Genomic DNA, 20,464 nt, shown 5'->3' on the forward strand with positions numbered 1-20,464 from the left:
CTTAAGTAATTAACTAAATTTAATTTTTAAATATCTTTTCTTTATACTTAGTCTTATTTTTTTATCAAGAATAAAACTAAGCATATTGACTTCATTAATTCTATTTTTTAATTTTTCGATAGTTTCTTTTTTTAGTTCCTTTTTATATTTATATAAATGAATTATACAGTGCGATATATTTAAATGGAGGTGTTTTTTGGGTAGTGTATCTAGCATGGAGATTATAGCTTCAGCCATCAACTCTATTTTTTCTTTACTTAAATTATTTGATAGACTACTTGGATGTTTTATATAGTTATATAAAATACTATCAGAATATAGGAATCTATTGGATAGATTTAGATATTTTGGGAAGAAAAAAGCGTCTTCATAGCAAAAAACATCAGGAAACTCTATTTTTAACATCAGTTCTCTTAAGAAAAATTTACTACAAAGATGAGCTTGAAATTTTTTATGAACTAAAAATTCAGATATAATTTCATCTTTACTTTCTATTTTATATTTTATATTTTCTTGTTTTTCTATTATTTGTTTATCATTAAATACTTCTTGTATTTTTGTTATAAGGAGATCTGGTTTTTCTTTATTTAGAATAGAAAAAATATCTAGCATATCAAAATCAGAAAGAAAATCATCACCATCTATAAAAGTAATATATTCACCTTTACATAAGGGAATAGTGTATTTTCTTGCTTTGCCAACATTATTAAAACAAACTTTTTTATAGTAAAAAGAAGGATGTGTATTTATATATTCTTTTAATATTTCTTCTGTTCTATCGGTTGAGTTATCATCAATAAGAAGCACTTCATAGTCATTTTGATTACAATTTCTAAGAGCATAATTAATTGAATTAACACATTTTTCTATTAGTGTTTCTAGATTTTTTATATTAATGATAATAGATAAAATCATAATAAATCCTAAAATAATCTTGATGGTAAGGTGTGATGCATAGAGTCAGAAATATATTTTTAGGTGTAATCATAACGTCAATAGAGTCAATTAAGATTACTTTTCTGTTTACTGAAGCTAGATTAGTTAAAGTATTGAAAAACATCATGTGCACTTATCTCCCCAATATCCCCACCTTCCGCTTTTACAGAAATTTGGGCTTTACCGTAACCGCCGATTAGGCCGGGATCGGTAGGGCCAAATAGGGTGATATTGGGTTTATCTAATGCGGCCGTTAAATGGCTTAATCCGGTATCTACAGACACCACACTTTTAGCCCCAGCAATAACCTGAGCCACTTGGGCTAGCGACATTTTTGGCAACACATCAACGTAGTCAAAATCTTTTGCTAGGCGAATGGCTCGTTGATGCTCATGCTCTGCACCCCAAGGTAATTTAATGCGTACTCCAGAATCTGCAAGTAGGGCGATTAACTCTCTCCAATGAGATTCAGGCCAGTGTTTTTCATCACGTGTTGTTGCGTGCAAAAATACCAGATAAGGGCGTTCATCAAAGATGGGAAGTGAGAGAAAATGTTGTGCAATACCATAATCCCCCTGAGATTGTGGTATGGGATAGCCCAAGCTTAGTGCAAATAGTTGGCGAATTCGTTCAACAGCATGCATTTTTTTACTGACATTATGGCGAATGTCGTAAAAGAAACTTGCTAAAGGCTCGCGGGCGCATTGACGAGAATAACCATGTTTAGTGCCTTTGGCGTATCGAGTTACTAAAAATGCACTTTTCAGTAAACCTTGCGCATCAATAACGGTATCATAATGATGAGTTTGAATAGCACGACGAAATTGTACACGTTCTGCGCGAATAGGCGCACTAAACCAGTTTTTTCGCCAACGGCGTATCGCCACAGGAATAACTGTATCAACGGCTTGATGCCAGCTAGGGATCTGTGCAAAGCCTTCTTCGACTACCCAATCAAAACGAATATCAGGATAAACATTTATTGCATCAGTTAATGCTGGCAAAGTATGTAAAACATCGCCCATGGAAGAGGTCTTAACGATTAATACCCGCTTCACGCTGATGGCTCCGTTGACAATAAATTTTCTAATTCAGCAAAAACCTTCTCTGGCTGAATATCAATTAAGCTTTGGTGATAGCCTTGTTCGGCATCCCCTTTACGTACTTTTTGATAGCCAGTAATTAAACGGATCACGCGCGCTTTATGTGATAAAGGAGGGGTAAAGTCAGGGCTACTTGGGCCATAAAGTGCCACTAACGGACGCTCTAATGCGGCAGCAACATGCATTAAGCCAGAGTCATTACTGACGACCGCTTTACAAGATGCAATTAAATTAACCGCCTGCTCAAGACTGGTTTCGCCAGCAAGATTAAAACACGCTTCACGTGCTTCTGGTGTTAAGGTTTGTTTTATCTCTTCACCCGCGTCTTTATCTTTTTGAGAGCCAAACAAGAAGATTTGATAACCTTGCTCAATCAGTTTCTGTGCTAAAGTGGCGTAATGGTAATGAGGCCAACGCTTAGCGGGGCCAAATTCAGCACCTGGGCAAAAACCAATAGCAGGACGTTGAGTAGATAATGAAAATTGATGCAATGTGGTAGAGATATCACTCTCGGTTACGGATAACTTAGGCCATAACAGAGGTTGAGGTAAATCAGTCGCTTTTTGCACCTTTTGTTTGTCATAAGCAAGTGCAACATAGCGTTCAACCATTAAAGGAAATGCGTCTTTGTCTAAAGGTCGTAAATCATTTAATAGCCCATAGCGCATTTCTCCACGCCATCCTGTGCGTTTAGGAATATCTGCAAAGAAAGGGACTAATGCAGACTTAAACGAGTTAGGTAATACATAAGCGTGAGTATAACCTTGCTCTTTTAATTGTTTTCCTAAACGACGGCGTTCACCAATGGCTAAAGCACCGTGTCCTAATGGCATTGGGATCGCATTATCAACTTCTGGCATTTTTTCGAGTAATGGACGACACCATGCTGGTGCCATTACATCAATCGTTGCCGCCGGATGTAATGCTTTCAATGTTCGATAAAGACTTTGGGACATCATCATATCCCCGACCCATGACGGCCCTACCACAAAGATTTTCATAAACAGTGATTACTTACCTTGATTTAACCATTGCATATAAAGCTCTACGCCTTCAGCAACTGTTTTAAAAGGTGCGGAATAACCTGCTTTACGTAAATTTGTGAGATCAGCTTGAGTAAAGGCTTGATAACGACCTTTTAATTTTTCAGGGAACTCAATATGTTCGATAGAAAGATCTTTATCTATATGATGAGCAATAACGGCATCGGCAACGGCTTGGAATGATTCAGCACGGCCTGTACCGCAGTTAAAAATACCGGATACATTATTACGCCAGAACCATAAATTAACCGCAGCCACATCTCCAACATAAATAAAATCACGTTGGAAGGTTTCGCTACCTTCAAATAATTTTGGATTTTGGCCGGCATTTACTTGGTTATTTAAATGGAATGCAACACTTGCCATGCCACCTTTATGTCCTTCACGAGGGCCATAAACATTAAAATAACGGAAGCCACAAATCATCGAATCTGCTTCAGGTAAAATTTGGCGTACATATTCATCAAATAAGAATTTTGAATAGCCGTAGACATTTAAAGGTGCTTCGTATTTTCTATCTTCGATAAAATTATCAGTGCGACCACCATAAGTGGCTGCAGAAGAGGCATATAAGAAAGGAATTTGGCGTTCAAGACAGAAATGAAGTAGCTCTTTAGAATATTGATAGTTGTTATCCATCATATATTTGCCATCCCACTCAGTGGTAGAAGAGCAAGCACCTTCATGGAAAACAGCATCGATATCACCAAAATCATCACCAGCAACAACGCTCGCAATAAAATCTTCTTTATCCATATAATCGGTGATATTTAGATCAACTAAATTAACGAATTTGGTGCCATCCTTGAGGTTATCAACAACCAAAATATCGGTATAACCTTCATCATTTAATGCTTTAACAATATTGCTGCCGATAAAACCTGCACCGCCCGTGACGATAATCATGTGGCTACCCCTTCATATAAAAATCTTAAAATTAGCTCTAGGTCTATAATAACACTGAACAGCGTTAACGGTAGTATTCATCACGGAACAACAGACTGAAATTCTCAAAAAATGCAGTGTGTATTAGTGATCTTAATTACATAAATAACATTATTTATTTACATTTGTCGTTTTTAATAGAGTAAAGGCATAGAATAAGAAACAAAGTTGACTATATTATAGTCAAACTATTTATGTGTTCACTTTTCAGCTTGCTGTCTTAGGAGAAAGTATGTCTACTCCCGCATTTTATCAACAAATTAATCAACAACTCGAACAAACTCGTCAAGATGGTCTTTTTAAAAGTGAGCGCATCATCACCTCTTCACAAAGTGCTGATATCGCAGTTGCTGACGGAAGCCATGTTATTAACTTCTGTGCTAACAACTATCTAGGTTTAGCAAATCATCCCAAGCTGATTGAAGCGGCAAAAGTAGGTATGGACAGTCACGGGTTTGGTATGGCATCTGTCCGTTTTATTTGTGGTACTCAAGATTCACATAAAATATTAGAAAATAAAATTGCTGAATTTTTAGGTATGGAAGATGCCATTTTGTATTCATCTTGCTTTGATGCCAATGGTGGATTATTTGAAACACTAATGGGCCCAGAAGATGCCATTATTTCTGATGCCTTAAATCATGCATCTATTATTGACGGTGTGCGTTTATGTAAAGCGAAACGCTATCGCTATGCCAATAACGATATGGTAGAACTTCGCACTCAACTAGAACAAGCCAAAGCAGATAATGCCCGTCATATTATGATCGCTACTGACGGTGTGTTTTCAATGGATGGTGTTATTGCTGATCTAAAATCTATTTGTGATTTAGCAGATGAATTTGGTGCTCTCGTCATGGTTGATGATTCCCATGCCGTGGGCTTTGTAGGAGCACAAGGTCGGGGCACCCATGAATATTGCGATGTAATGGGAAGAGTCGACATTATTACGGGTACTTTAGGTAAAGCGCTAGGCGGTGCCTCTGGTGGTTATACCGCAGCACGTAAAGAAGTGGTTGAATGGTTACGTCAACGTTCTCGCCCTTATTTATTCTCCAATTCATTAGCCCCTGCAATTGTTTCAGCCTCTATTGCTGTTTTAGATATGCTGAAATCAGGAGATGAAATACGTGCTCGTTTATGGCGCAACGCCTCTCTTTTTCGTGAAAAAATGAGTGCCGCTGGTTTTACATTGGCGGGTGCTGATCATGCCATTATTCCAGTGATGTTAGGTGAAGCTAAATTAGCGCAAGAATTTGCAACTCGTTTACTTGATGAAGGAATTTATGTCACAGGATTCTTCTATCCTGTTGTACCACAAGGGCAAGCACGTATACGTACGCAAATGTCGGCTGCACATACTCCAGAGCAAATTGAACGAGCAGTGGCAGCATTTATTAAAATTGGTAAACAACTTAATGTGATTGCATAAGGCTCCCATATGAAAGCATTGTCAAAATTAAAAGCACAAGAAGGTATTTGGATGACCGATGTTCCAGTACCTGAACTTGGTCATAACGATGTGATGATCAAAATTCGTAAAACAGCGATTTGTGGCACTGATGTTCATATTTATAACTGGGACGAGTGGTCACAAAAAACAATTCCTGTGCCTATGGTCGTCGGCCATGAATATATCGGTGAGATTGTTGCGATAGGACAAGAAGTTAAAGGCTTTAATATTGGTGATCGTGTCTCGGGTGAAGGGCATATCACTTGCGGGCATTGTCGTAATTGTCGTGGTGGTCGCACTCATTTATGCCGTAATACTATTGGTGTCGGTGTAAATCGTCCAGGTTGTTTTGCTGAATATCTAGTTATTCCTGCTTTTAATGCGTTTAAAATTCCAGACAACATTCCTGATGAATTAGCTGCTATTTTTGATCCCTTTGGTAATGCTGTACATACTGCGTTATCTTTTGATTTAGTGGGTGAAGATGTGCTGGTCTCTGGCGCTGGTCCCATTGGAATTATGGCGGCAGCAATCTGTAAGCATGTTGGGGCTCGTCATGTGGTGATCACCGATGTGAATGAATATCGCCTTGGTCTCGCGAAAAAAATGGGTGTTACCCGAGCCGTTAATGTTAGCAAAGAGAACCTGACTGATGTTATGAAAGAGTTGGGTATGACCGAAGGATTTGATGTAGGTTTAGAAATGTCTGGGGCACCTCCAGCGTTTCGTACTCTGCTTAACACCATGAATCATGGTGGTCGTATTGCCCTTTTAGGTATTCCACCTTCGGATATGGCAATTGATTGGGGACAGGTTATCTTTAAGGGGCTGTTTATTAAAGGTATCTATGGTCGTGAAATGTTTGAAACATGGTACAAAATGGCCGCGCTTATTCAATCAGGTCTTGATCTTACTCCAATTATTACTCATCAATTTCCAATCGATGAATTCCAAAAAGGCTTTGATATCATGCGTTCTGGCCAATCAGGTAAAGTGATCCTAGATTGGCAGTAATAAGCGATCATTAAGCAAAAAAAGAGCCTTTCAAGGCTCTTTTTTGTTGCGTTACTTTTCAATTTCATCCATTGAATTAGGACTAGGTGGAGAGGGTAATTTCTTTTTTTCTGATGAGCCAAATCCATTGGATAATGTATTAATCAGCGTACTTTTTTTCATCGAAATAATCGCTTCTTGCGCAGGTTTTAACCATGACGCAGGCTTTTGTTCCTGTGGTTGCTCCGTCGGTGGTGCAACTTTGGGTGGTTCGGGCTGTGCTGGTTTTTCTGTTTGCGGGTTTAATAAGCTACTTGGTGCGACTAGTTGAATATCAGCAGGGAGTAAAGGTAGTTGTTGTTGCAATGCTCTGACAGTAGAAGGGTGAGGGTGTCCAATAGCGATGGCTGAGCCATTTTTTCGCGCTAAAGCAATTGCACGAGCAAGTTGTTGGCGAGTCTCAGCTTCTGTTTGTACGTTATCGAGAAAAACATGACGACGCAAAGAGGGAACACCCGCAGCTTTGGCCGCAATGGCTGCTTGTGTATTACCAATGGTTACGCTATCTAAAAAATAGAGGTTTGAGTGATTAAGCGCTTTAATAACTCTATCCATCGCTTGTCTATCTGATGTCATTGCACTGCCCATATGGTTATTCATACCGACAGCGTAAGGGACATTATTAATAGCATGTTGAATAATACGGTTAATTTCAGTCTGATCCATTGACGGTTTTAGGGTATCGCGCTCTAGAGGTTGCTTGCTAATGGGCGCCATTGGCATATGGATGAGAATTTCACGCCCTTGTGCATGAGCTTTATTCGCCACTTCTTTTCCATGAGGTGAATCAGGCAAAATGGCGATAGAAACCGCAGTTGGAAGTTGCAAAATTTGGTTATCTTCTTTTTTACGATAACCAAAATCATCAATCACAATGGCTAATTTGGCTGCAAATGCAGGTGTACTCACAACCAGACTTAGCAACATTAAACTAAGTAAAAAAGCACTCTTGCGTTGTAATGTGCCAAGTAATTTCAAACCTACCTCCCAAGCCAAGGAACAGGGTTCACTGCTTTTCCTTGACGTCTAATTTCAAAATAGAGTGCTGAACGCTCTTGTCCACCACTATTACCGACTAAAGCAATAGATTGGCCCGCTTTTACTTGCTGACCGACATTCACTAAAGCACTTTGGTTATAACCGTAAAGGCTCATATCACCTTTCCCGTGTTCAACCACGACAACCAAACCATAACCTTGAAGCCAATCTGCAAGTAATACACGACCATCAGCAATCGCTTTTACCTCAGTGCCTTGGGCTGCTGGTATCACAATTCCTTTCCAACGTAATTCACCAGAGCCAGAAATAGATTCACCAAAACGGTGTAATAAAGAGCCCCTAATTGGCCAAATGGCTTGTCCTGCAGGTTTACCTAAACCGCCTGTACGTGACATCAATGATTGCTCTTCAGCCGTTGGTTTATAGGTTGAACCTCGCTGTTGGGCTTCACGTTGTTTGGCGGCGATGCGGGCAGCTTCTCGAGCTTCTCGCTCTGCGCGGGCTTTAGCTTCTCGCTCTGCTTGAGCGATTTTATTTCTTAATTGGGCTTCGTTAGCTCGCATAGTGGCTAAGTTTTTCTGATCCGCTTTTAAGGTGGATTCAAGTTGGGTTAGTGTTTTTTGTCGAGCCGCTAATGCGTTATCAAGCTTTTGTTTTTCTTGCTGCTGTTTAGTTAAGACTTGTTTTTGTTCGTTCTGCTTTGCTTGCTGTGTGGTTTTTTCTGCCTCAAGTTCTTTTGAGGTTTGAGTCAGTTCGGCCATTGTCTCTTTTCGTGCGTCGTTGATATAGCTGTAATACGCTAAAATACGCTCTTCACGCTGACCTTCTTCACCACGAAATAGGAGCTCAATACCTTGGTGTTTACCCTGACGATAAGCGGCATCCATTTGGCGGGCTAATAACTCTTGTTGTGAATGATATTGTTTTTGCAGGCGTGCAATATTCGCGGTGATCGTTTTGATCTCTTTGCCTAAAGTTTGTAAACGACTTTGAGTTTCATGCACAGAACGACTTGCATTAGAGATTTGTGTTTCTTGTGTTTTTAATTGATTAAGAAGTGCAGTACGTTGTTTTTGTTGTTCTTGCACTTGTTTTTCTTTTTCCGCAATCGTGGTTTGTAGATCTTTTAATTGATTGCGATTATCTGTTAATGAATTGGCAAAAACAGGGGTGACTGAAAAGAGAGTTGTACTAATAAGCAACGTGATTAACGGTAAAGAAAATACACGAAAAGACTGATGTGTTTTTTTTTGAAGATCCATTTTCTCTGCCATCTGACCAACGTACCTTTCATAACAGTTTGTAAGATTATTTCATGCCACAAAACAACTGACCAGCTAACATGAAATAAAGCCGAAATTTCAGATAATACCTAACAGGTAATCTATTCAATTAATAAGAGATTATAAAGCAATAATAGAAGGAGAGATGAAAAAAGAGGCAATCCGTGTGACAGCGCAATAAAATATCACGCTGTCCACGAGAAAGATTATTCGACGATAGTACCCCAAAGGTCATATTCATCTGAATGTTCAATAAGAACACGAACGATTTGCCCGGGTTCAACGTCAAACTGCTCATTAAGATAAACTGCGCCATCAATTTCAGGTGCATCAGCCATACTACGACCGATTGCACCTTCTTCATCGACTTCATCAATCATAACAAATAGCACTTTGCCAATTTTCTCTTGTAAGCGTTCAGTCGAAATTTGTTGTTGTAGTTTCATAAAACGGTGATAGCGTTCTTCTTTCACTTCTTCAGGTACTTGATCGGCTAATTCATTCGCTTTCGCGCCATCAACAGGGCTGTATTTAAAGCAACCAACACGATCTAAACGTGCTTCGGTGAGGAAATCCAATAACATTTGGAAATCTTCTTCTGTTTCACCCGGAAAACCAACAATAAAAGTAGAACGTAAGGTTAATTCAGGGCAAATTTCACGCCAACGTTTTACACGCTCTAAGGTGCGTTCAACAGAGCCAGGGCGCTTCATCAGTTTTAAAACTTTCGGACTTGCATGTTGCAATGGAATATCTAAATAAGGCAAAATTTTGCCTTCAGCCATTAAAGGAATAACTTCATCAACATGTGGGTACGGGTAAACATAATGCAAACGAACCCAAATCCCTAATTTTGCGAGCTGTTCACATAGACTCACCATACTGGTCTTAACCGGCATTCCATCCCAAAATCCTGTTTGATGCTTAGTATCAACACCATAAGCAGAGGTATCTTGTGAGATAACCAGTAATTCTTTTACCCCTGCGTTGACTAATCTTTTAGCTTCATTTAATACTTCACCAATTGGGCGACTGTCTAAATCACCACGCATTGATGGGATGATGCAGAACGTGCAACGATGATTACACCCTTCAGAAATTTTCAAATAGGCGTAATGACGAGGTGTTAACTTGACACCTTGTTCGGGTACAAGGCTGATAAAAGGGTTGTGATCAGGTTTTGGCACATAGTGATGAATATGCGATAAAACTTGTTCATAACTATGAGGCCCTGTGATTTCGAGTACCTTTGGGTGCACTTCACGAATTTGATTTTCTTTTGCACCTAAACAACCAGTAACAATGACTTTACCGTTTTCATCGAGTGCTTCACCAATTGCTTCTAGTGATTCTTGTACTGCGCTGTCAATAAACCCACAGGTGTTGACGATGACTAAATCAGCATCATTATAGGTAGGAACAACTTGATAACCTTCTGTACGCAGTTCGGTTAGGATACGTTCAGAGTCCACTAAATTTTTAGGACAACCTAATGAAACGAATCCAATTTTAGGCACTTGATTTGTTTGCGACATGCTCGTGTTCTCAATACTTTTAAATAAATAACAGATTGTTGTTTCTCAGACAGGTATGAATTTTACGCAAAGGGTGATTTCTACGTAAATAGCCATTATAAGGGATGCTGATTTATTAATAGCTTGCCTGAAGAGGGATCTTGTAGAGTAAAAAGGAGTGACCTTTTTAATTCATCATTTTTCATAAATCCGGTGCTAATGGTACATAAATCCGTCAATAAAAAAAATGATTGTTGAGAAACTTTCCGCAAAAACTGAAAGAGAAACGCAGGAATAGGCTGTAATTGCGCCATGACAAAGGTATACTTTGGCTCTTTGATACTATTTTTAACTAACGAGAGTGATTGCATCCTATGCTGCAAGAAGTAATGCAATTTTTCAACCGGCACACCCTGTTAAGTTTTGTTTGGGTTGCGCTGCTGGTGGCGGTCATTGTATTGACCTTTAAAGGGCTTTTTTCTAAGACGAAAAATATTTCCCGTACAGAAGCGATTTCTTTGATAAATAAAGAGAATGCGGTATGTGTTGATATCCGTAGCCGTGATGAATTCCGTAAAGGACACATCATTGATTCTATCAATTTAACGCCTTCTGAAATCAAAAGTAATAATATTGCTGAGCTGGAGAAATATAAATCACAGCCAGTTATTGTTGTGTCACCATCAGGTATTGAAGGTGCAAAACCTGCAGAAAGCCTAATTAAACTCGGTTTTGAAAAAGTCTTTATCTTAAAAGATGGTCTTTCAGGCTGGAGTGGTGAGAATTTACCACTGGCTAAAGGTAAAAAGTAACGAGCGGGCAGATTGAGTTCTATACTTACTGCTATTCAATTAATAAGGATATAAAAAGGTAAGATTATTATGTCAGAACAGCAAAACCAAGAGATGACTTTTCAAATTCAACGTATCTATACAAAAGATATCTCTTTTGAAGCGCCTAATGCCCCACAAGTTTTCCAAAAAGAGTGGCAACCAGAAGTTAAATTAGATCTGGATACTTCTTCTAATACTCTAGCTGAAAACGTCTATGAAGTTATTCTGCGCGTTACTGTAACCGCAACAATGGATAACGAAACTGCATTCCTGTGTGAAGTTCAACAAGCAGGTATCTTTACCGTTGAAGGTATCGAAGGCACTCAATTAGCACATTGCTTAGGTGCATATTGCCCTAACGTTCTGTTCCCTTACGCTCGTGAATGTATCACTAACTTAGTTAGCCGTGGTACTTTCCCACAACTGAACTTAGCACCTGTTAACTTTGATGCGTTGTTTATGAACTATTTACAACAGCAACAAACTGATGCGGCTAATGAAGGGGCTGAAGAAGCTTAATGAACGCTTCTATGACAGTTATCGGTGCCGGTTCATACGGCACCGCTTTAGCGATTACCTTAGCGCGCAATGGTCATGACGTTGTACTTTGGGGTCATGATCCTGCGCATGTTGCTGCATTAGAGCAAGCACGCTGTAATCAGGCATTTCTGCCCGATGTTTCCTTTCCTGATAGTTTATACATGGAAGCTTCTTTGCAAAAAGCCATTGAAGCCAGCCGTAATATTCTGGTTGTGATCCCAAGCCATGTTTTTGGTGACGTATTACAGCAGATCAAACCCTTTTTACGTCAGGATGCGCGTGTTGTTTGGGCGACAAAAGGACTTGAGGCTCATACTGGTCGCTTATTACAAGATGTAGCGCGTGAAGTATTAGGTAATGAAATCCCGCTTGCAGTTTTATCTGGCCCTACTTTTGCCAAAGAGCTTGCGGCAGGTCTGCCTACTGCGATATCTGTTGCATCAACGGATAATACCTTCTCTGAAGAGTTGCAGCAGTTGTTCCATTGTGGCAAAAGTTTCCGTGTGTATAAAAATCCTGACTTTATCGGTGTGCAATTAGGTGGTGCGGTAAAAAACGTGATTGCTATTGGCGCAGGTATGTCTGATGGTATGGGGTTTGGTGCGAATGCACGTACAGCACTAATTACTCGTGGCCTTGCTGAAATGAGCCGTTTAGGTAAAGCATTAGGTGCAGATGCTGCTACTTTTATGGGAATGGCGGGTTTAGGTGATTTAGTTTTAACCTGTACTGATAACCAATCTCGTAATCGTCGATTTGGCATGATGCTAGGTCAAGGTTTTGATGTTGATACAGCCCAAGAGAAAATCGGGCAAGTGGTTGAAGGTTATCGCAATACCAAAGAAGTTCGCGCATTAGCAGAACAAGTCGGTGTTGAAATGCCTATCACAGAGCAGATCTACCAAATTTTATATCAGCATAAAGACGCGAAAGAAGCGGCATTATCTTTATTAGGCCGAGCCACTAAAGATGAGATAGACAGCAATCTGCTCTAAGTCTATTTTAGATAATCAGTCGTATTAGGCATTGTTTTAAGGTATTGGTTTAAGACCTTGTTTAAAATATTGTTTTAAAATATGGCTTTAAGGTATCCGTTTCGGTTTTAAACATAAAAAGCCTAAGTTTTTACTTAGGCTTCAATGTAAAAAGAATGAGAGTGAGTATGTCGCTAGAAGAGCTAAAAAGAGTCTGGGATCATATTAAAAATGAAGCAAGATGTTTGGCAGATTGTGAGCCGATTTTGGCGAGTTTCTTCCATGCGACATTACTCAAACATGAAAACTTAGGTAGCGCCTTAAGTTATATGTTGGCGAATAAGCTGGCAACCCAGACTATGCCTGCGATCGCTGTTCGTGAGATTGTTGAAGAAGCATATCGTAGCGATAATTCTATGATTGAATCAGCGGCTTATGATATTTCAGCCGTTCGTTTACGCGATCCCGCAGTTGATAAATACTCTACACCTTTGCTTTATCTAAAAGGTTTTCATGCCTTACAAGCTTATCGCATAGCGCATTGGTTATGGAACCAAGATCGCAAAGCGCTTGCCGTGTATCTGCAAAATCAGATTTCTGTGACCTTTGGTGTCGATATTCATCCGGCTGCTCGCATTGGTCATGGCATTATGCTTGATCACGCAACAGGTATTGTGATTGGTGAAACCGCTATTGTTGAGAATGACGTTTCTATTCTACAATCCGTCACTTTAGGGGGTACAGGTAAAACCTGTGGCGATCGCCATCCTAAAGTACGTGAAGGTGTGATGATTGGTGCAGGTGCTAAAATACTCGGTAATATTGAGATTGGTCGCGGTGCCAAAATTGGTGCGGGATCAGTCGTTTTACATGAAGTTCCTGCACACACTACAGTTGCTGGTGTTCCTGCTCGCATTGTTGGCAAGCCAACGAGTGACAAGCCTTCACTCGATATGGATCAACACTTTAATGGAGTGGTGCCTGGTTTTGAATGTGGTGATGGCATTTAATGGCATTAGCAGAAGTGACACTTTCTGAACTTAAGGCTTGTTTACACGCCGAGTATATTGGTGATAACAAGCCTTTTAGTTGGATAAGACTATTTCATCGCGTCTTTTTCTGCCAACGTTCACGTTATCTATTTTGGTGGCGTGTCGCCCAATTCTTTTATTTTTCTAAAAATCGTTTTCTTAAAAAATTAGGCATTCGTATTGGTGCTAAAAACAATCGTAAATATTGCAACGATATTTCATTAAGAACGCGCATAGGTAAAGGTCTTTCATTACCTCATCCCATAGGGATCGTACTGACTAATTATTGTCAATTAGGTGAGAATGTGACGTTAATGCAAGGTGTCACCATTGGAGTAAAAGAAAAGGATGGCAAAGCAGATATTCGAGTTGGCAACCATGTTTATATTGGCTGTAATTCTTCGATTATTGGCGGAGAGATAGAGATTGGTGATAATGCAGTGATTGGTGCTCATGCATTAGTATTAAAGGATGTAGGGGAAGGGTGTCGATATATTACAAAAGTCGTTACCGAAATTAGACAATCGTCAGAGTAATAAATTAAGTTTTTAGCCGTTTGAAATTTAAAAAAGCGCTGGTCATTATTTATGATCAGCGCTTTTTACATTTCAGTCTCTTAATAACGCACCAGGATAACCTAGTTGACGCCATGCCTCGAAAACAACAACAGCTACCGTATTTGATAGGTTCATACTACGGCTATCAGCAAGCATCGGAACTCTGATTTTCTGCTGTGTTGGCATATTATCCAATACATAAGGCGGTAAACCACGGGTTTCAGGACCAAAAAGGAGATAATCTCCATCTTGATAGCTGACATTACTATGCGCTGGTGTGCCTTTTGTCGTTAACGCAAATACACGTGCGCCAGTTGGTGATTGTGCATTATCAGGGTTTAAACCTTCACTTTCTAAAAAAGCATAGTAATCGTGATGCTGTTTAATATCAGCAAACTCACGATAATCAAGCCCTGCACGACGTAGACGCTTATCATCCCAAGTAAAACCCAATGGTTGGATCAAATGAAGATGAAAGCCTGTGTTAGCGCACAGGCGGATAATATTACCCGTATTCGGTGGAATTTCGGGTTCAAATAAGACGATATTGAGCATGGTTTATTTAACTTGATAATAGTTTTTATACCAATTAACAAACTGTTTTACACCTTCATCTACATTTGTTTGGGGTTTATAGCCAGTTGCTTTAAATAAATCCTCAGTATCTGCCCATGTGGTGTAAACATCACCAGGTTGCATTGGTAACATGTTTTTATCTGCAGTCTTTCCTAAGTGAGTTTCTAATGCACTAATGTAATCCATTAAATTAACTGGAGAACCATTACCAATATTATAAACCTTATAAGGTGCAGAACTGTTAGCCGGAGTTCCTATACTTACTTTCCAATCTTGTTGTTGTGTTGGTATTACATCCGCAATACGAGCAACACCTTCCACGATATCTTCGACATAAGTAAAGTCACGTTTCATTTGGCCATTATTATAAATATCAATTGGCTCATCGTTGATAATGGCTTTAGTAAATTTAAATAATGCCATATCAGGACGACCCCAAGGGCCATAAACGGTAAAAAAGCGTAATCCAGTTGTTGGTATACCATATAAATGAGAATAGCTATGAGCCATTAATTCATTAGCTTTTTTCGTTGCCGCATATAAAGAAACAGGGTGATTAGCTTGATCATGAGGTGAAAATGGTAATTCATCATTTAAGCCATAAACAGAACTGGAAGAAGCATAAACAAGATGTTTAATATTGTTATGACGACAACCTTCTAAGATTGTCAGAAAGCCAGTTAAATTGCTATCAGAGTAAGAAAATGGGTTAATTAGTGAATATCTAACCCCAGCTTGTGCAGCTAAATGAATAACTTTATCAAACTTCTCAGTTTCAAATAGACTAGCTATTTTTTCTCTATCAGCTAGATCAATAAGAGAAAATGAAAAATTATGTAGTTTATTCAGAATGTTAAGTCTGGATTCTTTTAAGGAGACATCATAATAATCATTGAGATTATCAATACCAACAACAGTTTCACCTTGTTGGATTAGTTTTTTTATTAGATGAAAACCAATGAATCCTGCTGCACCAGTGACTAAATATTTCATTACGTAATTAACCCGTATTTATTAATTAATCGTTACCAAATAGGTCACGAGTATAAACTTTTTCTTCAACGTCGTTTAGCACTGATGACATTCTATTGGTAATAATAACATCCGAGATTGATTTAAACTCATTTAAATCACGAACTAATCTTGAGTTAAAGAAGGTTTTTTCTTTCATTTCAGGTTCATAGATTACCACTTCAATACCTTTGGCTTTAATACGTTTCATAATGCCTTGGATAGAAGAAGAGCGGAAATTATCAGAGCCAGATTTCATAATTAAACGATAAACACCCACGATTTTTGGCGATTTAGCGATAATTGAGTCGGCAATAAAATCTTTACGTGTGCGATTTGCTTCAACGATGGCACTAATAATATTATTAGGCACCGAGTCGTAGTTTGCTAACAGCTGTTTGGTGTCTTTTGGTAAGCAGTAACCGCCATAACCGAACGATGGGTTATTATAATGGTTGCCAATACGAGGATCTAAGCAGACGCCTTCAATGATTTGTTTTGCATTTAAGCCATAAGCTTGAGCATAGCTATCTAACTCATTAAAGTAAGCGACACGCAATGCTAAATAAGTATTAGCAAATAGTTTAATCGCTTCTGCTTCTGTAGAATCAGTGAATAGAACATCGATATCTTTTTTCAGTGCGCCTTGTTGTAAAAGGTCTGCAAATTTTTGTGCTCTTTCTGATTGTTCACCAATCACGATACGAGAAGGGTATAAGTTATCGTAAAGTGCACGACCTTCACGTAAGAACTCAGGAGAGAAAATAATATTATCCGTATTATATTTCTCTCTCATTTCTTTTGTAAAACCAACAGGAATGGTTGATTTAATAATCATTGTCGTGTTTGGATTATATTCTAAAACATCACGGATAACAGACTCTACAGAAGAGGTGTTAAAGTAATTTGTTTTAGGATCATAATCGGTAGGCGTTGCAATGATAACAAAATCCGCATCTTTATAAGCGAACTCTTTATCTAAGGTTGCAGTAAAATCAAGTTCTTTGGTTGCCAAAAATTCTTCAATTTCTTTATCTGTAATTGGAGAGATTTTTTTGTTCAGTAATTCAACTTTTTCTTTATTGATATCTAACGCAACAACTTTGTTGTTTTGGGAAAGAAGTACCCCATTAGATAGACCGACATAGCCGGTTCCTGAGATTGTGATTTTCATTTTTTCTTAATCCTAATCTTATAAAATTTCTTTTAAAGCATCTAAATATTTCTTAATAACAATTTGTTCATCAAACTCATATTCGATTTTTTTTCTACTATTTTTACCCATTTCTAATTTATTTTCATAAGGTAATTTAATAAATGTATCTATTGCATCGACTAAGCTTGATACAGATTTAGGTTGGCATAAGTACCCATTTAATCCATGAGTAACAGTTTCCCGGCAACCAACATTATCAGTAGTAATTATTGGTTTTCCCATAGCTCCCGCTTCTAGCAATGTTTTTGGTACTCCTTCTCGATAAAAAGAAGGTAATACTATACAATCAGCTTGAGCTATTTCATATTCAACAGTATCAGAAGTGCCCAAATAATTAATAATACCTTCTGAAACCCAACTATCCATTTGTTTTTGGGTAATTGCTGATGGGTTATTAACGCCAATAAAACCTAAAAGGCAAAATTCAACTTTATCACCATATTTTTTTTTCAAAATACGAGCAGCATCAGCATAAAAGGTAATTCCTTTCTCATATAACATTCTTGCAATTAGTATAAATCTTAATTTATTTTTATTTTCTAATTGTGATAACTTAAAACGGGATAAATCAACACCAGAGCCTGGTAATAAATCTATTTGTGATGTATTTACGAGGTTTTTTTTTAAAAAGTATATTAGATCATCTTTATTTTGAAAAAATATTTTTTTTACTTTTCTTTGGCTATATTTATATAGAAATTCCAAGAAAAGCCTAGTGAGGGATTTTTTTATAAATTGTGAACCTAAACCTGCAATATTATTAATACAAGGAATATTAAATAATTTTGCTGCTAATGTACTATAAATATTTATTTTAGGTGTAAAATTAAATATAGCAGTTATTTTTTTATTTCTATAAAAATTGATAAAAGAGAATACAGTTTTTATATCATTGAATGGATTTTTTCCATTTGTATCTATATACAAATTGTAAAAATCACATCCCAGATCTTTCAATTTTATAGTATAACTATCTTCTGGGGCAATTATGAGTACATTATATCCTAGAGAAATTAATGTAGTAATAGTATTTTTTCGAAAATTATATAAATACCATGAAGTATTAGCAGAAAAAATAACCATATTAATTTCCTTTTAATTTATTATATAATAATATATATTCATTTGTGGTTTTTTCTATTGAAAAACTTTCTTCAATCTTTCTTCTAGATGATTTTTTTATGAGATTACTTTCCTCTATAGGAAGACTCAAATACTCATTTATTTTATCTTTAAGTTTTTCGCTATTATTTATTTCAATAAGTTCAAATACGCCATCTGATAATTCAATTGTACCACCACAATTTGTAGAAATAACTAAACTCTCGCTTGACATTGCTTCAGCAACTACTAAGGGTAATCCTTCCCACTGTGAAGATAATATAAATAAGTCACATGCAGAATAATATTTATAAGTATCCTTTTTTATACCTAATAGAAGAACATGATTAGATAATTTATATTCTAATATTAATTTATTTATTTGCTCCCGTTGTGGACCATCTCCAATAATAAAAGCTTTAAAATCATTTCGTGTTTTTGTGAGTAGTTGTATTGCTTTTAAAAGATTAGGATAGTCTTTGGGGATATCTAGCCGGCCAATCGATAGTAGCATTTTTTCATCATTATGTAATCCCAATTCCTTTCTTATATTTTTTCTGTCTGCTTCATTATATTTAAATTTTTCTGTATTAACTCCGTTTTTAACACATAACATTTTTTCTTTGCTAATATATTTATTTCTAATAAAAGTTTGTACTGCATCATCACTTACATTAGTTGAAAGATCAGAAAATATATTTGTTAACCTATACAGAAACATTCTAAGTTTTCCTCCCTCATACTTGCTATGTGAGGTAGTAATCAATTTTGATTTTTTCGAGAAAGGTTTGGCCAATCTGCAAAGAATATTTGCATGATAAAGGTGACTATGTATTATATCTGGAGAGAAAGATTTAATAATTTTAATTAATTTAGGATAAGCCATTATTACTTTATTATTTTTATTATCGATATCTAATGATATTATTTTTATATTATTTATTGGAGAAATAACAATATCTTTTTTTAATGTAACAATGATAACGTCATGTCCTTTAATATATAAAGAATCTGCAAGATTAACTAATAAGTTTTCAGCTCCACCCATACTTAGACCTGTTATAACTAGTAATATCTTCATTTTTAGTTATGAACCTTTTTATTTATATTTTTAGACGATGAGTCTATGAAGTAATTAAATAATGATAGAAATATTATTAATATATAATCTCCAACAGTTCTTGATAATAAATAGGGTCCTTTAAAATTGTAGAAAATAAAACATAAAATAATAGATATAATAAAATAATAACTTCTTTTATCTTTCTTAGATTTATTTAGCATTATAGCAAAAATATAATAATAAAAGAAAAGTATAAGGGAAAAAATAATTATTCCTCCCTTAAATAAGGCTTGTATGTATCCTACATCAGAAAAAACCTGAGGATTTAATGCATTTCCAAAAATAAAAACTTGTATATCTTGAGGTATTCTATAATGGTTGTTAAATAGATCATTTGTACTATGGTCACCTTTTTGCGTTATGATTAGGTCAAAGACAACCTTTATTTTTTCGAAAATTGCAAATATAAAATCATTATGAAATATACTTAGTAATATAAGACCAAGAATAAACGTTAATATAATTATAAAAATATGTTTTTTACTTAATAATAAAAATAAAAAAGGAGTGACTAATAGATTAAACAATAATGCTGTTCTTGCCGTTAACAAGGAAGTAACAAAGAAAATAACAAGATAAAAAATATAATAATTTTTTTTATTATAACTATATAAGTATAACGAAGATAATAACCCAATATTAGAAATAAAGCCAGCAACTGGATATCCAGTAAAATAACCAGGTTTCCTTACTGTATTTACCATAAATTCAGGAAATTCAGGATTATAAAGGTTATTTACGATACCATATTTTATATGTAGAAAAAACTGCAAAAAAATAAGTATAGAGTTTAATAAAAAAATAAAAAGTAATAAGTTTATTATTTTAACAAAGTTGATTTTCAGATAAAAGATAATTATATAACAACTTAATAATATTAATAATTCTCTTATTGGATTTAATAGTACATTAGGTGTAATTTCTTGATTTATTAAACTTGTTATTAAAACATATAACTGGATAGAAAATAATATTAATGCTGAGTATATTACTTCTTTATTTATAGGTATTCTCTTAATTAAGAGAATATAGATTGAAAAAGGGATCAATAAGACTATTGTAAAATCAACATTACCTATTTTAGGAAAATAAAACAAAGAGAATAAGATTAGAAATAAAATAAATTTTCTTTGTGTGACAGTCAGTTTTGTCATCATGTGTTAACTATTTTAA

20 protein-coding genes are annotated in these 20,464 nt (G+C 36.4%); 7 read left to right on the forward strand and 13 right to left on the reverse strand.

Going from position 1 to position 20,464, the window contains the following annotated elements:
• Positions 1-9 precede the first annotated feature (9 nt).
• The 4 genes from JEP40_RS04285 to rfaD form a co-directional block, all read right to left on the reverse strand.
• Complete coding sequence (locus JEP40_RS04285) at positions 10-915, reverse strand: glycosyltransferase family 2 protein (RefSeq protein ID WP_198622609.1); 906 nt, start codon at positions 913-915, stop codon at positions 10-12.
• Between the two features lie 122 nt (positions 916-1,037).
• Complete coding sequence (gene rfaC / locus JEP40_RS04290) at positions 1,038-1,994, reverse strand: lipopolysaccharide heptosyltransferase RfaC (RefSeq protein ID WP_198622610.1); 957 nt, start codon at positions 1,992-1,994, stop codon at positions 1,038-1,040.
• The gene (gene rfaF / locus JEP40_RS04295) at positions 1,991-3,040 is read right to left on the reverse strand and encodes an ADP-heptose--LPS heptosyltransferase RfaF (RefSeq protein ID WP_198622611.1); all 1,050 of its coding nucleotides are present in this window, start codon (positions 3,038-3,040) and stop codon (positions 1,991-1,993) included. Before rfaF ends, rfaC begins: the two co-directional genes overlap by 4 nt.
• A gap of 9 nt (positions 3,041-3,049) precedes the next feature.
• On the reverse strand, positions 3,050-3,988 hold the full coding sequence (rfaD, locus tag JEP40_RS04300) for an ADP-glyceromanno-heptose 6-epimerase (protein ID WP_198622612.1): 939 nt from the start codon (positions 3,986-3,988) through the stop codon (positions 3,050-3,052).
• Positions 3,989-4,259: 271 nt separating this feature from the next.
• On the opposite strand from rfaD, the gene kbl reads away from it, so the two are divergent.
• Positions 4,260-5,459, forward strand: coding sequence for a glycine C-acetyltransferase (gene kbl / locus JEP40_RS04305; RefSeq protein WP_198622613.1), 1,200 nt, complete (start codon positions 4,260-4,262; stop codon positions 5,457-5,459).
• A 9-nt stretch (positions 5,460-5,468) separates the two neighbouring features.
• The gene (gene tdh, locus JEP40_RS04310) at positions 5,469-6,494 is read left to right on the forward strand and encodes an L-threonine 3-dehydrogenase (RefSeq protein ID WP_198622614.1); all 1,026 of its coding nucleotides are present in this window, start codon (positions 5,469-5,471) and stop codon (positions 6,492-6,494) included.
• Positions 6,495-6,545: 51 nt separating this feature from the next.
• On the opposite strand, the gene JEP40_RS04315 is transcribed toward tdh, so the two are convergent.
• The 3 genes from JEP40_RS04315 to rimO form a co-directional block, all read right to left on the reverse strand.
• Positions 6,546-7,511 carry a divergent polysaccharide deacetylase family protein gene (locus JEP40_RS04315; RefSeq protein WP_198622615.1) on the reverse strand — a complete coding sequence of 322 codons (966 nt, stop codon included), beginning with the start codon at positions 7,509-7,511 and terminating at the stop codon, positions 6,546-6,548.
• Between the two features lie 2 nt (positions 7,512-7,513).
• Entirely contained in the window at positions 7,514-8,806 is a 1,293-nt protein-coding gene (gene envC, locus JEP40_RS04320) for a murein hydrolase activator EnvC (protein WP_198622616.1), read from the reverse strand.
• A gap of 215 nt (positions 8,807-9,021) precedes the next feature.
• Entirely contained in the window at positions 9,022-10,350 is a 1,329-nt protein-coding gene (gene rimO / locus JEP40_RS04325) for a 30S ribosomal protein S12 methylthiotransferase RimO (protein WP_198622617.1), read from the reverse strand.
• 353 nt (positions 10,351-10,703) lie between these two features.
• Here rimO and JEP40_RS04330 point away from each other — a divergent pair, with 353 nt between their 5' ends.
• The 5 genes from JEP40_RS04330 (at position 10,704) to JEP40_RS04350 (ending at position 14,243) form a co-directional block, all read left to right on the forward strand.
• The gene (locus tag JEP40_RS04330; protein WP_109373443.1) at positions 10,704-11,141 is read left to right on the forward strand and encodes a rhodanese-like domain-containing protein; all 438 of its coding nucleotides are present in this window, start codon (positions 10,704-10,706) and stop codon (positions 11,139-11,141) included.
• Positions 11,142-11,210: 69 nt separating this feature from the next.
• A complete protein-coding gene (secB, locus tag JEP40_RS04335; RefSeq protein WP_006534205.1) occupies positions 11,211-11,681 on the forward strand; it encodes a protein-export chaperone SecB in 471 nt (156 codons plus the stop codon).
• Positions 11,681-12,697 (forward strand): NAD(P)H-dependent glycerol-3-phosphate dehydrogenase, encoded by a 1,017-nt coding sequence (gene gpsA / locus JEP40_RS04340; RefSeq protein ID WP_198622618.1) that lies wholly within the window; start codon positions 11,681-11,683, stop codon positions 12,695-12,697. The genes secB and gpsA overlap by 1 nt, the downstream gene beginning before the upstream one ends.
• A gap of 167 nt (positions 12,698-12,864) precedes the next feature.
• The gene (gene cysE / locus JEP40_RS04345) at positions 12,865-13,686 is read left to right on the forward strand and encodes a serine O-acetyltransferase (protein ID WP_072064676.1); all 822 of its coding nucleotides are present in this window, start codon (positions 12,865-12,867) and stop codon (positions 13,684-13,686) included.
• Complete coding sequence (locus JEP40_RS04350; protein ID WP_198622619.1) at positions 13,686-14,243, forward strand: serine acetyltransferase; 558 nt, start codon at positions 13,686-13,688, stop codon at positions 14,241-14,243. The genes cysE and JEP40_RS04350 overlap by 1 nt, the downstream gene beginning before the upstream one ends.
• Positions 14,244-14,315: 72 nt before the next feature.
• Here the strand turns inward: JEP40_RS04350 and trmL are convergent, their stop codons facing one another.
• The 6 genes from trmL to JEP40_RS04380 are packed head-to-tail and all read right to left on the reverse strand — an operon-like array spanning position 14,316 to position 20,448.
• Positions 14,316-14,819 carry a tRNA (uridine(34)/cytosine(34)/5-carboxymethylaminomethyluridine(34)-2'-O)-methyltransferase TrmL gene (trmL, locus tag JEP40_RS04355; RefSeq protein ID WP_036933349.1) on the reverse strand — a complete coding sequence of 168 codons (504 nt, stop codon included), beginning with the start codon at positions 14,817-14,819 and terminating at the stop codon, positions 14,316-14,318.
• 3 nt (positions 14,820-14,822) lie between these two features.
• The gene (locus tag JEP40_RS04360; RefSeq protein WP_198622620.1) at positions 14,823-15,833 is read right to left on the reverse strand and encodes an NAD-dependent epimerase; all 1,011 of its coding nucleotides are present in this window, start codon (positions 15,831-15,833) and stop codon (positions 14,823-14,825) included.
• A 25-nt stretch (positions 15,834-15,858) separates the two neighbouring features.
• Positions 15,859-17,025, reverse strand: coding sequence for a nucleotide sugar dehydrogenase (locus tag JEP40_RS04365; RefSeq protein WP_198622621.1), 1,167 nt, complete (start codon positions 17,023-17,025; stop codon positions 15,859-15,861).
• Positions 17,026-17,043: 18 nt separating this feature from the next.
• Positions 17,044-18,150, reverse strand: a complete 1,107-nt coding sequence (locus tag JEP40_RS04370) for a glycosyltransferase family 4 protein (RefSeq protein WP_198622622.1) — start codon at positions 18,148-18,150, stop codon at positions 17,044-17,046.
• Position 18,151: 1 nt separating this feature from the next.
• Entirely contained in the window at positions 18,152-19,216 is a 1,065-nt protein-coding gene (locus JEP40_RS04375) for a glycosyltransferase (protein WP_198622623.1), read from the reverse strand.
• A gap of 35 nt (positions 19,217-19,251) precedes the next feature.
• Entirely contained in the window at positions 19,252-20,448 is a 1,197-nt protein-coding gene (locus tag JEP40_RS04380) for a hypothetical protein (protein WP_198622624.1), read from the reverse strand.
• Positions 20,449-20,464 lie beyond the last annotated feature (16 nt).

Source organism: Proteus vulgaris (genome assembly GCF_016239305.1).
GTDB classification, from domain to species: Bacteria; Pseudomonadota; Gammaproteobacteria; order Enterobacterales; family Enterobacteriaceae; genus Proteus; species Proteus vulgaris_C.

Bases quoted from the DNA above. Each gene is read 5' to 3' on its own strand.
- JEP40_RS04365 (WP_198622621.1), bottom strand. From the start codon at position 17,025: ATGAAAATCACAATCTCAGGAACCGGCTATGTCGGTCTATCTAATGGG.
- gpsA (WP_198622618.1), top strand. From the start codon at position 11,681: ATGAACGCTTCTATGACAGTTATCGGTGCCGGTTCATACGGCACCGCT.
- JEP40_RS04285 (WP_198622609.1), bottom strand. From the start codon at position 915: ATGATTTTATCTATTATCATTAATATAAAAAATCTAGAAACACTAATA.
- tdh (WP_198622614.1), top strand. From the start codon at position 5,469: ATGAAAGCATTGTCAAAATTAAAAGCACAAGAAGGTATTTGGATGACC.
- JEP40_RS04330 (WP_109373443.1), top strand. From the start codon at position 10,704: ATGCTGCAAGAAGTAATGCAATTTTTCAACCGGCACACCCTGTTAAGT.
- secB (WP_006534205.1), top strand. From the start codon at position 11,211: ATGTCAGAACAGCAAAACCAAGAGATGACTTTTCAAATTCAACGTATC.
- cysE (WP_072064676.1), top strand. From the start codon at position 12,865: ATGTCGCTAGAAGAGCTAAAAAGAGTCTGGGATCATATTAAAAATGAA.
- rfaD (WP_198622612.1), bottom strand. From the start codon at position 3,988: ATGATTATCGTCACGGGCGGTGCAGGTTTTATCGGCAGCAATATTGTT.
- rimO (WP_198622617.1), bottom strand. From the start codon at position 10,350: ATGTCGCAAACAAATCAAGTGCCTAAAATTGGATTCGTTTCATTAGGT.
- JEP40_RS04360 (WP_198622620.1), bottom strand. From the start codon at position 15,833: ATGAAATATTTAGTCACTGGTGCAGCAGGATTCATTGGTTTTCATCTA.
- JEP40_RS04350 (WP_198622619.1), top strand. From the start codon at position 13,686: ATGGCATTAGCAGAAGTGACACTTTCTGAACTTAAGGCTTGTTTACAC.
- rfaF (WP_198622611.1), bottom strand. From the start codon at position 3,040: ATGAAAATCTTTGTGGTAGGGCCGTCATGGGTCGGGGATATGATGATG.
- kbl (WP_198622613.1), top strand. From the start codon at position 4,260: ATGTCTACTCCCGCATTTTATCAACAAATTAATCAACAACTCGAACAA.
- JEP40_RS04375 (WP_198622623.1), bottom strand. From the start codon at position 19,216: ATGGGTGGAGCTGAAAACTTATTAGTTAATCTTGCAGATTCTTTATAT.
- trmL (WP_036933349.1), bottom strand. From the start codon at position 14,819: ATGCTCAATATCGTCTTATTTGAACCCGAAATTCCACCGAATACGGGT.
- JEP40_RS04380 (WP_198622624.1), bottom strand. From the start codon at position 20,448: ATGATGACAAAACTGACTGTCACACAAAGAAAATTTATTTTATTTCTA.
- envC (WP_198622616.1), bottom strand. From the start codon at position 8,806: ATGGCAGAGAAAATGGATCTTCAAAAAAAAACACATCAGTCTTTTCGT.
- JEP40_RS04370 (WP_198622622.1), bottom strand. From the start codon at position 18,150: ATGGTTATTTTTTCTGCTAATACTTCATGGTATTTATATAATTTTCGA.